Annotated in this window: 13 protein-coding genes; 5 read left to right on the forward strand and 8 right to left on the reverse strand. The window is 65.6% G+C overall.

The genetic code is table 11. The features are described from left to right. On the forward strand, positions 1-272 hold a 272-nt coding region (locus tag RB623_RS24660), incomplete at its 5' end, for an integrase core domain-containing protein (RefSeq protein ID WP_308059739.1). Between the two features lie 50 nt (positions 273-322). Here the strand turns inward: RB623_RS24660 and RB623_RS24665 are convergent. Next, positions 323-985, reverse strand: coding sequence for a YggS family pyridoxal phosphate-dependent enzyme (locus RB623_RS24665; RefSeq protein ID WP_308059741.1), 663 nt, complete (start codon positions 983-985; stop codon positions 323-325). Positions 986-1,113: 128 nt separating this feature from the next. Here RB623_RS24665 and leuS point away from each other — a divergent pair, with 128 nt between their 5' ends. Both leuS and lptE read left to right on the forward strand, forming a co-directional pair. Beyond that, positions 1,114-3,762 (forward strand): leucine--tRNA ligase, encoded by a 2,649-nt coding sequence (gene leuS / locus RB623_RS24670; protein WP_308059742.1) that lies wholly within the window; start codon positions 1,114-1,116, stop codon positions 3,760-3,762. Further along, positions 3,749-4,318, forward strand: a complete 570-nt coding sequence (gene lptE, locus RB623_RS24675; RefSeq protein ID WP_308059743.1) for an LPS assembly lipoprotein LptE — start codon at positions 3,749-3,751, stop codon at positions 4,316-4,318. The genes leuS and lptE overlap by 14 nt, the downstream gene beginning before the upstream one ends. Before the next feature lie 501 nt (positions 4,319-4,819). On the opposite strand, the gene lpdA is transcribed toward lptE, so the two are convergent. From lpdA to RB623_RS24695, 4 genes are all read right to left on the reverse strand, one after another. Beyond that, positions 4,820-6,217: a dihydrolipoyl dehydrogenase gene (gene lpdA, locus RB623_RS24680; protein WP_308059744.1), complete on the reverse strand. Its 1,398-nt coding sequence runs from the start codon at positions 6,215-6,217 to the stop codon at positions 4,820-4,822. Positions 6,218-6,433: 216 nt separating this feature from the next. Next, on the reverse strand, positions 6,434-7,807 hold the full coding sequence (locus tag RB623_RS24685; RefSeq protein ID WP_308059745.1) for a dihydrolipoamide acetyltransferase family protein: 1,374 nt from the start codon (positions 7,805-7,807) through the stop codon (positions 6,434-6,436). A 2-nt stretch (positions 7,808-7,809) separates the two neighbouring features. Further along, on the reverse strand, positions 7,810-8,823 hold the full coding sequence (locus RB623_RS24690) for an alpha-ketoacid dehydrogenase subunit beta (RefSeq protein WP_308059746.1): 1,014 nt from the start codon (positions 8,821-8,823) through the stop codon (positions 7,810-7,812). A gap of 4 nt (positions 8,824-8,827) precedes the next feature. After that, complete coding sequence (locus tag RB623_RS24695; RefSeq protein ID WP_308059747.1) at positions 8,828-10,060, reverse strand: 3-methyl-2-oxobutanoate dehydrogenase (2-methylpropanoyl-transferring) subunit alpha; 1,233 nt, start codon at positions 10,058-10,060, stop codon at positions 8,828-8,830. A gap of 237 nt (positions 10,061-10,297) precedes the next feature. Here RB623_RS24695 and RB623_RS24700 point away from each other — a divergent pair, with 237 nt between their 5' ends. Then, positions 10,298-12,052, forward strand: coding sequence for an adenylate/guanylate cyclase domain-containing protein (locus tag RB623_RS24700; RefSeq protein WP_308059748.1), 1,755 nt, complete (start codon positions 10,298-10,300; stop codon positions 12,050-12,052). A 78-nt stretch (positions 12,053-12,130) separates the two neighbouring features. Here RB623_RS24700 and RB623_RS24705 read toward each other — a convergent pair whose 3' ends face one another. Then, positions 12,131-12,337, reverse strand: a complete 207-nt coding sequence (locus tag RB623_RS24705) for a hypothetical protein (protein ID WP_308059750.1) — start codon at positions 12,335-12,337, stop codon at positions 12,131-12,133. Positions 12,338-12,368: 31 nt separating this feature from the next. Between RB623_RS24705 and RB623_RS24710 the strand changes: the two genes are divergently transcribed. Beyond that, positions 12,369-13,604: an MgtC/SapB family protein gene (locus RB623_RS24710; protein WP_308059752.1), complete on the forward strand. Its 1,236-nt coding sequence runs from the start codon at positions 12,369-12,371 to the stop codon at positions 13,602-13,604. Between the two features lie 122 nt (positions 13,605-13,726). Here the strand turns inward: RB623_RS24710 and RB623_RS24715 are convergent, their stop codons facing one another. Together RB623_RS24715 and atpD are read right to left on the reverse strand one after the other, a co-directional pair. Beyond that, on the reverse strand, positions 13,727-14,134 hold the full coding sequence (locus RB623_RS24715) for a F0F1 ATP synthase subunit epsilon (protein ID WP_308059753.1): 408 nt from the start codon (positions 14,132-14,134) through the stop codon (positions 13,727-13,729). Between the two features lie 100 nt (positions 14,135-14,234). Beyond that, entirely contained in the window at positions 14,235-15,779 is a 1,545-nt protein-coding gene (gene atpD, locus RB623_RS24720; RefSeq protein ID WP_308059754.1) for a F0F1 ATP synthase subunit beta, read from the reverse strand. Between the last annotated feature and the right edge of the window lie 47 nt (positions 15,780-15,826).

Below are 15,826 nucleotides of genomic sequence, written 5' to 3' on the forward strand. Positions count from 1 at the left end.
TCGCGAGGGCCTGCCGCGACCACGACCTCAAACACATCCGCACCAAGCCGTATACGCCAAAGACCAACGGCAAGGCCGAACGCTTCATCCAGACCGCGCTCAGGGAATGGGCCTACGCCTTAGCTTATCCAACCTCGACGCACCGGGCTGCCGAGTTGCCCGTTTGGATGCATCGATACAATTGGCATCGCCCACACGGCAGCCTAAAATCCAAAACACCCATCAGTCGCCTCGGATTGTCCGGGGACAACCTGTTGAGGCTCCACATCTAGGCGTCGGTTCCAGGGAATCCTGGGAACCGCTTCCACTCAAACGATGCGCCTTATCGCGCCCCGAAAATCGCCGAGCCGACGCGAACGCTGGTCGCGCCGAAAGCGACCGCCAGTTCGTAGTCGCCGGACATGCCCATGGAGAGTTTTTCGGCACCGGCCTGCCGCGCCAGCTTGTCCAGCAGCGCGAAATGCGGGCCGGGATTTTCGTCGAAAGGCGGGATGCACATCAGGCCCTCGATGGCGAGGCCATGGACATCGCGGCAGCGTTTGACGAATGCGACCGCCTCGCGCGGCTCGATGCCGGCTTTTTGCGGCTCCGAGCCGGTGTTGACCTGCACGAACAGTCTTGGCGCCTTGCCTTGCCGGGCGATTTCCCTGGCAAGTTCGGCGGCGATCTTCTCGCGGTCGACCGTCTCGATCACGTCGAACAGCGCCACGGCCTCTTTTGCCTTGTTGGATTGCAGCGGGCCGATCAGATGCAGTTCGATATCAGGCCATTCGGCCTTCAGCGCCGGCCATTTGCCTTGCGCTTCCTGCACGCGGTTCTCGCCGAATACGCGCTGCCCGGCTTCGATGATCGGGCGGACATCGGCCGCGTCGAAGGTTTTCGACACGGCGACCAGCGTCACGCTGCCGGCCGCTCGCTTTGCCTCGCGCTCGGCCGCGGCGATTTTTGCCTTCACTTCCGCCAGCCGGGAAACTGCGTCGCTCATGCCTCACCTGCCGGCTGATTGGTGTCACGTTCAACGTGACTTTCACGCTTGAAGTTGACGCCCCCGGCAAACCGTGGTGAAGGTCCGCCGAACCCATTTCGCCCGTCTTATCCAGTGAATTTCCGATAATGGCAACCGAACGATACAATCCGCGCGCATCCGAGCCGAAATGGCAGAAGGCCTGGGACGCGGCAAAACTCTTCGAGACGAAGAACGACGACCCGCGCGAGAAATATTACGTGTTGGAGATGTTCCCCTATCCGTCGGGGCGCATCCACATGGGCCATGTCCGCAACTACACGATGGGCGACGTGGTGGCGCGCTTCCAGCGCGCCCGCGGCAAGAACGTGCTGCACCCGATGGGCTGGGACGCATTCGGCCTGCCGGCGGAGAACGCCGCGCGCGACAACAAGGTGAACCCGCGCGACTGGACCTATGCCAACATCGAGACGATGAAGGGCCAGTTGAAGACGATGGGCCTGTCGCTGGACTGGGCGCGCGAGATCGCGACCTGCGACCCCAGCTACTACAAGCACCAGCAAAAGCTCTTCCTGGACTTCTGGAAGGCCGGCCTGGTCGAGCGGCGGTCGGCCAAGGTCAACTGGGATCCGGTCGACATGACCGTGCTGGCCAACGAGCAGGTGATCGACGGCAAGGGCTGGCGCTCCGGCGCCGCGGTCGAGCAGCGCGACCTGACGCAGTGGTTCTTCAAGATCACGTCCATGTCACAGGATTTGCTGGACAGCCTGGATACGCTGGATCGCTGGCCGGACAAGGTCAAGCTGATGCAGGCGAACTGGATCGGCCGCTCGGAGGGCCTGCTGATCCGCTGGCCGCTGGCCAAGGGCACCGCGCCGGCCGGCGAGAGCGAATTGGAGATCTATACGACCCGCCCGGACACCATCTTCGGCGCTTCGTTCATGGCCATCGCCGCCGACCATCCGCTGGCCAGGAAGGCCGCGCAGAGCAATCCGGAGCTGGCCGCCTTCATGGAGGAAGTGCGGCGCATGGGCACCTCGGTGGCAGCACTCGAGACTGCGGAGAAGCGGGGTTTCGATACCGGCATCCGCGTCATCCATCCGTTCGACGAAAGCTGGACGCTGCCCGTCTATGTGGCGAACTTCGTGCTGATGGACTACGGCACGGGGGCGATCTTCGGCTGCCCGTCCGACGACCAGCGCGACCTCGACTTCGCGAACAAATATGGCCTGCCCGTCGTTCCGGTCGTCATGCCCGAAGGCGCCGACGAAAAGGCGTTCAAGATCACCGACGTGGCCCATGGCGACGACGGCGTGATGATCAATTCGCGCTTCCTTGACGGCATGAAGCCGAAAGCAGCCTTCGAGGAGGTGGCGAACCGCCTGGCCGACGTGTCGATCGGCAACCGGGCCATGGCCGAGCGAAAGGTGCAGTTCCGGCTGCGCGACTGGCTGATCTCGCGCCAGCGCTATTGGGGCTGTCCGATCCCGGTGATCCATTGCGACGATTGCGGTTCGCTGCCCGTGCCTGACAGCGCGCTGCCGATCGTTCTGCCCGACGACGTGACCTTCGACCGGCCAGGCAATCCGCTCGACCACCATGCGACGTGGAAACACGTCACCTGTCCGAACTGCGGCAAGCCGGCGCGGCGCGACACCGACACGATGGACACGTTCGTCGATTCGTCCTGGTATTTCGCCCGTTTCACCGATCCGTGGAACGAGGATGCGCCGACGACCCTGCCAGTGGTCGACGGGAAGAAGGGCTGGCTGCCGGTCAACCAGTATATCGGCGGCATCGAGCACGCGATCCTGCATCTGCTCTACTCGCGCTTCTATGTCCGCGCCATGAAGGCGACGGGCCATGTCACGGATGTCGAGGAGCCGTTCGAGGGCCTGTTCACACAGGGCATGGTCGTGCACGAGACCTACCGCCTGCCGGAAGGCTGGATCACGCCGGCGGAAGTCAAGATCGAGGAAGTCGATGGCGTGCGCCGCGCCGTGCTGATCAAGGACGGCACGCCCGTCGAGATCGGCGCGATCGAGAAGATGTCGAAATCGCGGAAAAACGTGGTCGACCCGGACGACATCATCGCCAGCTACGGCGCTGATACTGCACGCTGGTTCATGCTGTCGGATTCGCCGCCGGAGCGCGACGTGATCTGGACGGAGGCCGGCGTCGAAGGCGCGCACCGCTTCGTGCAGCGTGTCTGGCGGCTGGTCTCGGAAGCCGCTCCGGCTGTTGCCGGAATGGCGCCCGCCGGCACCTCGGAGGGTGAGGCCGGCGCCTTGTCCAAGGTCGCGCACAAGACGCTGAAGGCGGTAGGCGAGGATATCGACCGGCTCGGCTTCAACAAGGCGGTGGCGCGCGTCTACGATCTGACCAACAAGATCAGCGCCTTCCTCGGCTCGACCCAGGATGAGGCGGACGGAACGGCCAAGCTGGCTTCCGCGGACGCCGCTGCGCTGCGCCAGGCGTTGGAATTCCTGCTGTCGATGATCGCGCCGATGATGCCGCACCTGGCGGAGGAGTGCTGGGCCGCGCTCGGTGGTGAGGGCCTGGTCGCCGAGCGGCCGTGGCCGGCCTTCGATCCGGCGCTGACGGTGGACAACGAGATCGTCTATCCCGTGCAGATCAACGGCAAGAAGCGCGGCGACTTGACGATCAGCCGCGACGCAGACCAAGCTGCGGTGGAGAAGGCAGCACTTGCACTCGAGGTCGTGCAGAAGGCGCTCGAGGGCAAAGTGCCGCGCAAGGTGATCGTGGTACCGCAAAGGATCGTCAATGTCGTTGCCTGATCGTCTGCTCGCCGTCGGCCCGTTCCGCAGCGCCGGCATCCTCGCGCTGTGCGCGGCACTGGTGTTGGCGTCGGCCTGCACAGTGCGTCCGCTCTATTCGGATGCCGGCATCCAGACCGGCGCCGTGCCCGGGGCGGCGGAAGGGCTGAAGCAGATATCGATCGACGCCGTCGATACGCGCTATGCGCAGGAACTGCGTAACCAGTTGATTTTCCTGTTCAACGGCGGGGCCGGCCAACCGGCGCAGGCGAAATACAAGATGACGCTCACTGCTGCCGTGCAGGTGGTCGACGAAGCGGTGATCGAGATCGACAACGACAACCGCCCGACGGCGGCGACCCTGCACATGACGGGAAGCTATGTGCTGATCGATCTCGCCACCGGCAATCCGGTCGCCAAGGGAACGCGGACGATCCCCGCCTCCTACGACCAGCCGACGCAGGAATTCGCCAATTTGCGCGCCCGCCGCGACGCCGAAAACCGCGCCGCGCGCGAACTGGCCGAACTGCTCCGGCTGGATGTGGCGCAGAAGCTGGTCAAGCTGCAGGCGGCGTGAGCCCTCCAAAGCCGCTCGCTCCCGACGATCTCGGAGCGCGTGAAGCGTGGAAGATACTGCTCTTTCAACAGCTTGGTTCGAGCGAGGACAGGGAGATCCCGTTTCGCGTTGTACGAGCCCGGCCTCGGGTGGGCAGCACGGCTTCTCGGAACGATGGCGCCGTGTTGTTCAGTCGGATGAGCTTGTCGCGATCCGTAGTATTTTGATCGCCCGGGACGGGTCTGTCTCGATCCAAACCAATCCGGACGACTCACGGTGATCGACCCTTCGCCAGAATGTTCTGAGCAAGAGATGGTTCACGGCGATACGGCCGAGCCGGAACCCGAAGGATTTGGGCCAAATGCACCCGGCCCGAAGGGTTTCCCGCTGGCGGGCGCCCGCTGCGTCGAGCCGCTCGGCCGTGGCGCCACCACGACCTTCGCGCCTCTCCTGGCGGATCGCCTCGCCATCGGAGAAACAGAGCTGACCAGGATTTGCCCGGAAATGCTCTAGTCCCGGCTCTCAAATATGCAGCGCCTGGCCGAGCGCCTTCAATGCCGCCTCCTGGAACGCCTCGCCCTGAGTCGGGTGCGAGTGGATGGTGCCGGCGATGTCCTCCAGCCGGGCGCCCATCTCGATCGCCAGACCGAAGGCGGCGGACAGTTCCGACACGCCCTGGCCGACCGCCTGGATGCCCAGCACCAGGTGATTGTCGGCGCGGGCGACCACCCGAACAAAACCGTCCTCGCCATGCTTGGTCATCGCCCGGCCGTTGGCGGCGAAGGGGAACAGGCCGATCTTGACCTCGCGACCGGCGGCCTTCGCTTCGTCGGGCGTCAGCCCGGCGCTGACGACTTCCGGATCGGTGAAGCAGATGGCGGGGATGCAGCGCTTGTCCCAGCTTCGTTTGTGGCCGGCGACGATCTCTGCCACCATCTCGCCCTGCGCCATGGCGCGGTGCGCCAGCATCGGCTCGCCGGTGACGTCGCCGATGGCGAAGACGCCGCGCATCGAGCTGCGGCACTGGTCGTCGATCCGGATGAACGCGCCGGTCCGGGCAAGGTCGAGTTCCTCCAGGCCCCAGCCTTCGACGGCCGGTGTGCGCCCGACGGCGACGAGGATCCGCTCGGCTATGATCTGCCTTGTCGCGCCGTCGGCGGTTTCGACGATCAGTCGATCGGTCTTCGGCTCCAACCCCTGCGCCTTGGCGCCGAGCAGAACCTCGATGCCGAGCGCAGCAAGGCGTTTTCCCGCCGGCTTTGTCAGTTCGGCATCGTAGAGTGGGAGAATGCGGTCCAGCGCCTCGACCACTGTCACCTTCGAGCCCAGTTTGGCGAAGGCGATGCCGAGCTCCAGCCCGATATAACCGGCGCCGACCACGGCAAGATTTTCGGGCACGGCCTTCAGCGACAGCGCCTCGGTGGAGGAAATTACCGGCCCGCCGAAGGGCAGCGACTGCAGCTCGACCGGCACAGAACCGGTGGCGATGACAATCGTGTCGGCGCGGATCACCTGCGTGCCGGTCTCGGTCTCGACTTCGACTGTCTTGCCGTCGCGGAACTTGGCGAAACCGTGGACGGATTTGACGTTCGCCTTCTTCAGCAGGCCGGCGACGCCGTTGGTCAGTCGACCGACGATGCGGTCTTTCCAGGCGACGGTTTTGGACAGATCTATCGCTGGCGCGCTGAGCGAGATGCCGACGGCGCTCCTGCCCTCGCCGGCCAGCTTTACCGCCTCGAACTCTTCCGCCGCATGGATCAGCGCCTTGGACGGGATGCAGCCGATGGTGAGGCAGGTGCCGCCCGGCTTCTTCGCCTCGACGATGACGGTGTCGATGCCGAGCTGCCCGGCGCGGATGGCGCAGACATAACCGCCAGGGCCGGCGCCGACGACCAGCAGCTTGCAGGAGATTTCTTTCATCGACTGTCTCCCGTAGGGCGCAGCGCCTTACCCTCCCCCTTGTGGGGAGGGTCGGCGAGGGCGATTTGCGAAGCAAAGCGAACGAGCCGGGGTGGGGGTGAACAAAGCGGCAGCATGCCACCGAACGCACCCCCACCCCGCCTCGCAATCCTCGCTTCGCTTGGATTGCTCGTCGACCCTCCCCACAAGGGGGAGGGTAGAGGGGCCGCGTTCACCTCACCCCTCCACGAAGATCATTGCCGGCGTCTCCAGCAGCGCCTTGATGCGCTGGATGAAGACAGCGGCGTCCCAGCCATCGACGACACGATGGTCGAAGGAGGAGGACAGGTTCATCATCTTGCGCGGAATGAACTGCGTGCCGTCCCAGACCGGCCGCACCATGATCTTGTTGACGCCAACGATTGCCACTTCCGGGTGATTGATCACCGGCGTCGTCGCCACGCCGCCCATGGCGCCGAGCGAGGTAATGGTGATGGTCGAGCCGGACAGTTCCTCGCGTGTCGCCGTGCCCGCCTTGGCGGCCTCGGCCAGCCGGTTGATCTCGGCGGCGCAATCGAACAGGTCGCGCGCCTCGGCGTGCCGCACCACCGGCACCATCAGTCCCGCCGGCGTCTGCGCTGCGATGCCGATATGGACGGCGCCGTGGCGGTGGATGACGCCGGCCTCGTCGTCGAACAGGGCGTTGACGCCCGGCTGTTCCTTTATCGCCTTCACCATCGCCCGCATCAGGAAGGGCAGGACGGTCAGCTTCGGCCGTCCCGGCTTCTTCTCGGCGTTGAGTTTTGCCCGCAGTTCCTCCAGCGCGGTGACGTCGATCTCCTCGACATAGGTGATGTGCGGGATGCGCGATTTCGCCAGCCGCATCTTTTCCGCGATTTTCCGTCTCAGCCCGACGATCTTGATCTCTTCGACCGTATCGTCGGGCGTGAGGCCGGCCGGCCGCACTGGCTGCGCGCCGCGCTGCAGGAAGCCGTCAAGGTCTTCGTGAGAGATGCGGCCGGCCGGGCCGGAACCGACGACTTGACGCAGGTCGACGCCGGCTTCCTTTGCGCGCAGGCGCACGGCGGGGGAAGCCAATGGCCTTTCGCCTGCTGGCCGGGGGGCGCCAGAGGGCAAGGGACGGGCAGAAGTGCTTGACGGGGTGCCGCTCCGTGTTTCGGCCTTTGCGGCTGCCGAAGTTTTCGACGATGCCGCCGAAGAAGGCGCCGATGCGGCCGACTTCGATTCAGCCTTGGTTTTCTCGGATGCAGCCGTCAATGCGCTGTCGTTAGCCGGCGTTTTGCCGGCTGCCGAATCGTTCGGCGGTACTGCGGTGGCTGGCCCTTCGCCCGCTTCAGCCTTGCCGCCGCCGGCCATTTTGATCCGCACGATCGGCGACCCCACCGCGATCGTTTCGCCGATCTCGCCGCCCAGCCACACGATCTCGCCCTCGACCGGAGAAGGAATCTCGACGGTCGCCTTGTCGGTCATCACGGCGGCGAGCAGCGAATCCTCGCGCACCAGGTCGCCGACCTTGACATGCCATTCGACCAGCTCGGCCTCGGCGACCCCCTCGCCCACGTCGGGAAGTTTTATCGTGTGCTCGGCCATGATCAGGCCTCCATCGTTTCGACGAAGGCGCGGCCGACGCGCGCCGGACCTGGGAAATAGTCCCACTCCTGCGCGTGCGGATAGGGCGTATCCCAGCCCGTCACCCGCATCACCGGCGCTTCGAGATGGTAGAAGCAGTGGCGCTGCACCAGCGCCGCGAGCTCAGCGCCGAAGCCGGAGGTCAGCGTCGCCTCGTGGACGACTGTGCAGCGGCCGGTCTTCTGCACCGAGGCCACGATAGCGTCGAGGTCTAGCGGCAGAAGCGTGCGCAGGTCGATGATCTCGGCGTCGATGCCGGTTTCCTCCGCCGCCGCCTCGGCGACATAGACCATGGTGCCGTAGGCGAGCACCGTGAGCTGCGATCCCGCCCGCCGGATCGCAGCCTTGCCAAGCGGCTCGGCATAGTGGCCGTCGGCCACCTCGCCGAGCGGATGTTTCGACCACGGCGTCACCGGCCGCTCGTGATGACCGTCGAAGGGGCCGTTGTAGAGCCGTTTCGGCTCGAGGAAGATAACCGGGTCGGGATCCTCGATCGCAGCGATGAGCAGGCCCTTGGCATCGGCCGGATTTGACGGCACGACGACCTTCAGGCCGGATACGTGGGTGAACAGCGCCTCCGGGCTCTGGCTGTGCGTCTGGCCGCCGAAAATGCCGCCGCCGGTCGGCATGCGGATGACGATCGGGCAGGTGAACTCGCCGTTGGAGCGATAGCGCAGCCGCGCCGCCTCCGAGACGATCTGGTCGTAGGCCGGGTAGACGTAGTCGGCGAACTGCACCTCCACGCAGGGGCGCAAGCCGTAGGCGGCCATGCCGATGGCAGCGCCGACGATGCCGAGCTCGTTGATCGGCGCGTCGAAGCAGCGCGACTTGCCGTATTTCTGCTGGAGGCCGGCGGTGCAACGGAAGACGCCGCCGAAATAGCCGACATCCTCGCCGAACACGACGACGGCGTCGTCGCGGCCCATCGACACGTCCATGGCGTCGCGGATCGCCTCGATCATGGTCTTGCGGGGCATTGCGTTACACCCCCGCCTGCTGGCGCTGGCGCCTCAGATGCGGCGGCATCTCGGCATAGACGCCCTCGAACATGTCGCGCACCGAAGGTTTGCCGCCTGCATGCAGCGTGCCGTGGCTTTCGGCTTCCTTCTGAGCGGCGATGACCGTGTCGAGGATCTCGGCTTCGGCCTGCTTGTGGCGCTCCTCCGACCAGGCGCCCTTGACGATCAGATGCGCCTTCAATCTCAGCACCGGATCGCCGAGCGGCCAGGCGGAAGACTCCTCCTTCGGCCGGTAGGCGGAGGGATCGTCGGAGGTCGAATGCGCGCCGACGCGGTAGGTGACGTATTCGACCAGCGTCGGCCCGAGATTTTTTCGCGCCCGATCCGCTGCCCATTTGGCCACGGCGTGGACGGCGAGGTAATCGTTGCCGTCGACGCGCAGAGCCGGGATCCCGAAGCCCAGACCACGCGCGGCAAATGTGCCGGAGCCTCCACGTGCGATACCCTGGAAGGTCGAGATCGCCCACTGGTTGTTGACGATGTTGAGCACCACCGGCGCCCGGTAGGTGGAGGCGAAGACCAGGGCCGCGTGAAAGTCACTCTCGGCGGTCGAGCCGTCGCCGACCCATCCTACCGCGATCTTCGTATCGTTGCGGATGGCCGAAGCCATCGCCCAGCCGACCGCCTGGATGAACTGCGTGGCCAGATTGCCGGAAATAGAGAAGAACCCAAAATCCTTTGCCGAGTACATGATCGGCAGTTGCCGGCCCTTCAGCGGGTCGCGCTCGTTGGAATAGATCTGGTTCATCATCTCGACCATCGGATAGCCGCCGGCGATCAAAAGGCCGGCCTGGCGGTAGGTCGGAAAGTTCATGTCGCCGGGCAGCAGCGCCTTGCGGAAGGCGCAGCTCACCGCCTCCTCGCCCATATGCTGCATGTAGAAGGAGGTCTTGCCCTGCCGCTGCGCCATCTGCATGCGCGCGTCGAAGGTGCGCAGCGTCATCATGTGGCGCAGGCCTTCCAGCAACTCGGCGTCGCTGAGCGTGCCGGCCCATGGGCCGACCGCCTCGCCGTCGCGGTTCAGCACGCGGATGATCGAATAGGCGAGGTCGCGTATATCCTTGGCGTCGACGTCGACCGGTGGACGTGGCACCGAACCGGCCTTCGGAATCGGCACGTTGGAAAAATCGGGCGTGCCGCCGGGCCGGACCTCCGGCTCTGGAACATGCAGGCTGAGCGGCGCGCTTTCCGCCATGACGCCATCCTCCCCGTCGTCCTGAAGACCTGTTACTCTAACCTGTCCGCAGTTCCCGCGAATTGCAACGCGTGGCGTTGAATTCGGATTGCGAACGATGGCCGGACCCCTATTTGACGGTAAGCTAATTGAAACGTGCCGAAAGTTCTTTTCGATGATGATGCCGTGTCGGCAATTTGTGGTCTGCGTGTCCGCGCGGCGGTTTAGCGATATTGCGCGCTGGCCGGAGAGCGCCGCTTGAGCACGGCCGGCACATCTTCCGTACGCCCCGCCGACCGCTCGGCCTCGCAGCGGGGTTTACTGCGCAAGCTCCGGCTGTGGACCGGGCAGGTTCTGTTCCTCTACGCGCTGATGCATTTTTTGAACCACGCCTTCGGCATCCGCTCGGTCGAGGCGATGGAGCAGGCGTCGAAGTTCCTGCTCGATCCCTGGCAGAGCTTTCCGGGGCAGGTGCTGCTCTACGGTTCGCTGCTGATCCATGCCGGCCTAGGCCTGCGCGCCTTCTACCGCCGCCGCCATCTGCGCATTCCCGTCACCGAGGCGGTGCAACTGTCGCTCGGCCTCGCCATCCCGCTGCTGCTGATCGCTCATGGCGCCGGGGTGCGCTACGCGGAGAGCGTGCAGGATCTCGATGTGGACTACGCCCGCGTCATCCATACCTACTGGGTCGCCGACACGGTGTTCGGCTTGCCGCGCCAGTTGCTGCTGCTGATCGTGGTGTGGATCCACGGCTGCATCGGCATCCGCGCCTGGCTGCGGACAAAGCAATGGTACGCGCGCGCCGTGCCGGCGCTGACGGCGGCGGCAACCCTCATTCCGGTGCTGGCGATCCTCGGCTTCATCAATGCCGGGCTGGACATGCGCGAGCTCGCCGCCGCCAATCCGGCGCTGCTGCCGCCAAATGTCATCGACGTGCCAGGCACGGCGCAGGCGCAGAAGGCGGCCGCGGTCGGCCGATTCGTCGATGGGCTGACGCTCGCCTACGCCTTGCTGCTTGCCGGCGTGGTCGGCCTGCGGGCGGCGCGCGACTGGCACGCGACACGCTTCCGGTCGGTGCGCATCACCTATCCGGGCGGGCGTGTGGTCACGGTGCCGGCGGGCTACAGCGTGCTGGAGGCGAGCCGCTGGGGCGGCATCCCGCATGCTTCGGTCTGCGGCGGCAGGGGACGCTGCTCCACCTGCCGCGTCGACGTGATGGCCGGCGGCGAGACCTTGCCCCCTGCTGGGCCGGACGAACAGCGGCTCTTATCGCGCATCGGTGCGCCGCCCTCGGTGCGGCTCGCCTGCCAGATCCGGCCGGAGAACGACCTTGCCGTCGTGCCGCTGGTGCATTCGGCGACTGCCGCCCAGCGGCGCGGAAGCCCGCCCGGCCTGCCCGCCGGCGGCAGACGCGAAGCGGAAGTGGCCGCGCTGTTCGTCGACCTGCGCCAGTCGACGCGGCTCGCCGACGACCGCCTGCCCTACGATACGCTGTTCATCGTCGAGCGCTACATCAAGGCGGTTTCGGCCGCGGTGCGGCTGTGCGGCGGGCACGTCACCAACATCGCCGGCGACGGGGTGATGAGCGTCTTCGGCGTCGAGGGGCCGGCGCGTGACGCGGCCCGCGACGCCTTCCGCGCGGCGCTGGGCATCTGGGACGGCATCGAGGCGCTGAACGGCGAACTGCACAGGGAACTCTCCGAGCCGCTGAAGGTCGGCATCGGCCTGCATGTCGGTGTCGCGGTGGTGGGCGTGCATTGGACCGGCGCGATGGAGGACATGCCCTTCCTCGGCGACACCGGCAACGTCGCGGCACGCCTGGAGGCGCAGACGAAACGCCTCGACGCGACGCTGGTGGCCTCGAAGGAGGCTGTGCTGCTGGTGGCCGACGGGCCCGCCCTGCCCGACTTCTCCGCCGTCATGCTGCCCGGCAAGCAGGAGCCGGTGGAGGCGGCGGCCTTCCGGGAAAGCGATGAGCTGCGCGCGCTGGTGAACGTCGCGACGCCGGCATGAGGCCGACGACAGCCACTGTCGATCAGCGGCGCCGGGCCGGCGATTTCGGCCGCCGCCGGTTCCTGGTCGTCGATCAGCTCAGACGCGTTCCTGGCTACCCGCGCCGGCTGCCTGCGAAATCGCGCGGACTGTTCGCAGACCTTGATCAGGTTCCACAGGTGCCGAGTTGACGAAGCTGGCCTGAGACCTGCTCCAGTTCACGCTGGCGGCGACGAACATGTCCATCCATGCTGGACCCCAATCACGATTGACGGGTTTGAGCGTTCGACCGATATGTTCGGCCATGGAAAGCCTCGAGATCCTTCATAAATTTGGCGTGGCTGTTGCCATCGGCGCAGTCGTCGGCATCGAGCGCCATTGGCGCGAACGCGACGAACCCGATGGACATCGGGCCGCCGGACTTAGGACATTTACCTTGGTGGGCATGCTGGGAGGCACGGCGGGGCTGATCGCGCGAAGCTTGGCGAATGCGGGCTCGGCCTCAGGAATTGTCATCGTCGGATTCTTCGTTGCATTCTCGGCGGTGTTCGCAGTTTTCCAACTCCGCGATGCAATCGCCGACAAGACCTACAGCGCCACGTCGGTAATCGCGGCGATGGTGACCTTCGCGCTCGGCGTTATCGCCGTCAACGGAGATACCAGCCTCGCTTCGGCTGGGGGCGTGGCGCTGGTGGCCATTCTCGCCAGCCGCGAATTCCTGCACGCCTTCATGCGGCGGCTGACCTGGATCGAATTGCGCTCGGCGATCATCCTGCTTGGAATGACATTCCTTGTTCTGCCGCTGGTTCCATCGGAGCCGGTCGGCCCCTTTGGCGGCATATCGCTCTCAGAGACCTGGCTGCTCGCGATCATCCTCGCAGGAATCTCGTTCTGCGGCTACATCGCCGTAAGGCTGCTGGGCAGCCGCCGGGGCGAACTGGTTGCCGGGGCGATCGGCGGGCTTATCTCATCGACGGCGGCCACCGTCACAAATGCGCGCCGATCGACCAGCGGCGAGAATGCGCCAACCCTTGCAGCGGGGGCGCTCGGAGCCTGTGCCGTCTCCTATGCCCGGACGGCGCTGCTTGTGGCGATGCTGGCGCCGCCACTCGTGCGGGATCTTATCCCGCCCCTTTTGGCTGCGGCAGCAGCCATGACCGCGTGCGCGGTAGCTCTCGCGAGGATGGAATCGTCCGACCACCCCGAACAACCAGCCGAGAACCCATTCGATCTCGATACCGTGATAAAGATGGCCCTGATGCTGGTCGTCATCGCCTTCATGGCGCGAGCGGCGGCCTCATGGTTCGGAGACGCAGGTGTTGTGATCGTGGCGGCGCTGTCGGGTCTGGCGGATGTCGACGCCGCCACTGTGACGATAGCCGGAATGGAGGAGACGTTGCCGGCCTCCCTCGCCGCGCTGGCCATCGGCGCCGCGGTCATTTCCAACACTGTCGCGAAAGCCACCTATGCGACCGTCTTCGGGACTCGGGCATTCTACCGGCGGTTCATCCTGGCGTCTCTGGCGGCCCTTGCGGCAGGCTCCACCGTCTACTGGCTGGTTGCCAAGGCCTGACCGCTACTTTCCACCCCGTTCGCCTTGGCCCATGCTGGGCGTCCGATCGCCGCCGCCCGGCACAAACGAAAAAGCCGGGTCGAACGCCCGGCTTTGTCTTTTTTGGGTCGAGTCGCAGGCAATCAGGCCGGTAGGATTGCTCCCTCCAGCGTGGTGAGCTGGTTCAAGAATTCCTCCGCCTTGGTGCGGGAGGCGTGGTCCTTGGCGTCGGCGAGGTCCTCGCGCGCCTCCTGGATGCGACGGGCGATTTCGGCCTTGTCGAGGTCCTTCACGGAAACCGCCGATTCGGCGAGCAGCGTGCAGCCGGTAGGCAAAATGTCGGCGAAGCCGCCGAACACGACGTAGCGTTCCTTCTCACCCGACACCGGATTGACCGTCACCACGCCCGGCTTGATGGTCGACATCACCGGCGCATGGTTGGCCATCACCGTCATCTCGCCTTCCGTTCCCGGAATAACGACGGATTCGACCTTTTCCGAAACCAGAAGGCGTTCGGGGGAGACGAGTTCGAACTGGAAAGGTTCAGCCATTCAAATTTAGCGAATAGCGAATAGCGAATAGCGAATAGAATTCGCCGTCAGCATTCGCAAAAATCCCTATTCGCTACTCCCTATTCGCTATTCGCTTCTATCAAGCCGCTTCCGCTGCCAGCTTCTGCGCCTTCTCGACCGCCTCCTCGATGGAGCCGACCATGTAGAAGGCGGCTTCCGGCAGGTGGTCGTATTCGCCGTTCACCAGGCCCTTGAAGCCCTTGATGGTGTCGGCGAGGTCGACCAGCTTGCCCGGCGCGCCGGTGAACACTTCCGCCACGAAGAAGGGCTGCGACAGGAAGCGCTCGATCTTGCGGGCGCGGGCCACCGTCAGCTTGTCCTCTTCCGACAGCTCGTCCATGCCCAGGATGGCGATGATGTCCTGCAGCGACTTGTAGCGCTGCAAGGTCTGCTGCACCTGGCGGGCCACCTGGTAGTGCTCCTCGCCGACGACCATCGGGTCGAGCATGCGCGAGGTCGAATCGAGCGGGTCGACCGCCGGGTAGATGCCCTTCTCGGCGATGGCGCGGTTGAGCACGGTCGTCGCGTCGAGGTGGGCGAACGAGGTCGCCGGCGCCGGGTCGGTCAGGTCGTCGGCGGGCACGTAGATGGCCTGCACCGAGGTGATCGAGCCGGTGGTGGTGGTGGTGATGCGCTCCTGCAGGGCGCCCATGTCGGTGGCGAGCGTCGGCTGATAGCCCACCGCCGAGGGGATGCGGCCGAGCAGCGCCGACACTTCCGAACCCGCCTGGGTGAAGCGGAAGATGTTGTCGACGAAGAACAGCACGTCCTGGCCCTGGTCGCGGAAGTATTCGGCAACCGTCAGTCCGGTCAGGCCGACGCGGGCGCGGGCGCCCGGCGGCTCGTTCATCTGGCCGTAGACGAGTGCTGCCTTCGAGCCCTCGCCGCCACCCTTCTTGTTGACGCCGGATTCGATGAACTCGTGATAGAGGTCGTTGCCCTCGCGGGTGCGCTCGCCGACGCCGGCGAACACCGAGAAGCCGCCGTGAGCTTTCGCGACGTTGTTGATCAGTTCCTGGATCAGCACGGTCTTGCCGACGCCGGCGCCGCCAAACAGGCCGATCTTGCCGCCCTTGGCGTAGGGTGCCAGCAGGTCGAGAACCTTGATGCCCGTCACCAGGATCTGGGCTTCCGTCGACTGGTCGACATAGGCCGGAGCGGGCTGGTGGATGGCGCGAAGCTCGGTCGCCTTGACCGGGCCGGCCTCGTCCACGGGCTCGCCGATGACGTTGATGATGCGGCCGAGCATTTCGGGGCCGACCGGCACCGAGATCGGGCCGCCGGTGTCGCCGACCGGCTGGCCGCGCACCAGGCCTTCGGTGGAGTCCATGGCAATGCAGCGCACGGTGTTCTCGCCAAGATGCTGGGCGACTTCGAGCACAAGCCGGTTGCCGACGTTTTCGGTCTCCAGCGCGTTCAGGATTGCCGGCAGGTGATCCTCGAACTGCACGTCGACGACGGCGCCGATGACCTGGCGCACCTTGCCCTTCGGCCCGGTCTCGCGCATGGCCGGCCTGTTGGCGGTGGTCTCCACCACCTTGGCCGCCTTGGCGGGTGCCGCTGCTTTCTTGGCCGGAGCCTTAGCGGCCGCGGCCGGTGCCTTGGGGGTCGCTGCTTTCGCCATCTTTGTTACCCTTTTCGTTCGAATGGTTTCGCCTCATCCGCCAGCCG

The organism is Mesorhizobium sp. LHD-90 (assembly GCF_030929505.1).
Classification (GTDB): domain Bacteria; phylum Pseudomonadota; class Alphaproteobacteria; order Rhizobiales; family Rhizobiaceae; genus Kumtagia.

Coding starts and splice junctions, on each gene's coding strand:
- lpdA (WP_308059744.1), bottom strand. CDS start 6,217: ATGAAAGAAATCTCCTGCAAGCTGCTGGTCGTCGGCGCCGGCCCTGGC.
- lptE (WP_308059743.1), top strand. CDS start 3,749: ATGTCGTTGCCTGATCGTCTGCTCGCCGTCGGCCCGTTCCGCAGCGCC.
- RB623_RS24695 (WP_308059747.1), bottom strand. CDS start 10,060: ATGGCGGAAAGCGCGCCGCTCAGCCTGCATGTTCCAGAGCCGGAGGTC.
- RB623_RS24665 (WP_308059741.1), bottom strand. CDS start 985: ATGAGCGACGCAGTTTCCCGGCTGGCGGAAGTGAAGGCAAAAATCGCC.
- RB623_RS24705 (WP_308059750.1), bottom strand. CDS start 12,337: ATGGCCGAACATATCGGTCGAACGCTCAAACCCGTCAATCGTGATTGG.
- leuS (WP_308059742.1), top strand. CDS start 1,114: ATGGCAACCGAACGATACAATCCGCGCGCATCCGAGCCGAAATGGCAG.
- RB623_RS24685 (WP_308059745.1), bottom strand. CDS start 7,807: ATGGCCGAGCACACGATAAAACTTCCCGACGTGGGCGAGGGGGTCGCC.
- RB623_RS24690 (WP_308059746.1), bottom strand. CDS start 8,823: ATGCCCCGCAAGACCATGATCGAGGCGATCCGCGACGCCATGGACGTG.
- atpD (WP_308059754.1), bottom strand. CDS start 15,779: ATGGCGAAAGCAGCGACCCCCAAGGCACCGGCCGCGGCCGCTAAGGCT.
- RB623_RS24715 (WP_308059753.1), bottom strand. CDS start 14,134: ATGGCTGAACCTTTCCAGTTCGAACTCGTCTCCCCCGAACGCCTTCTG.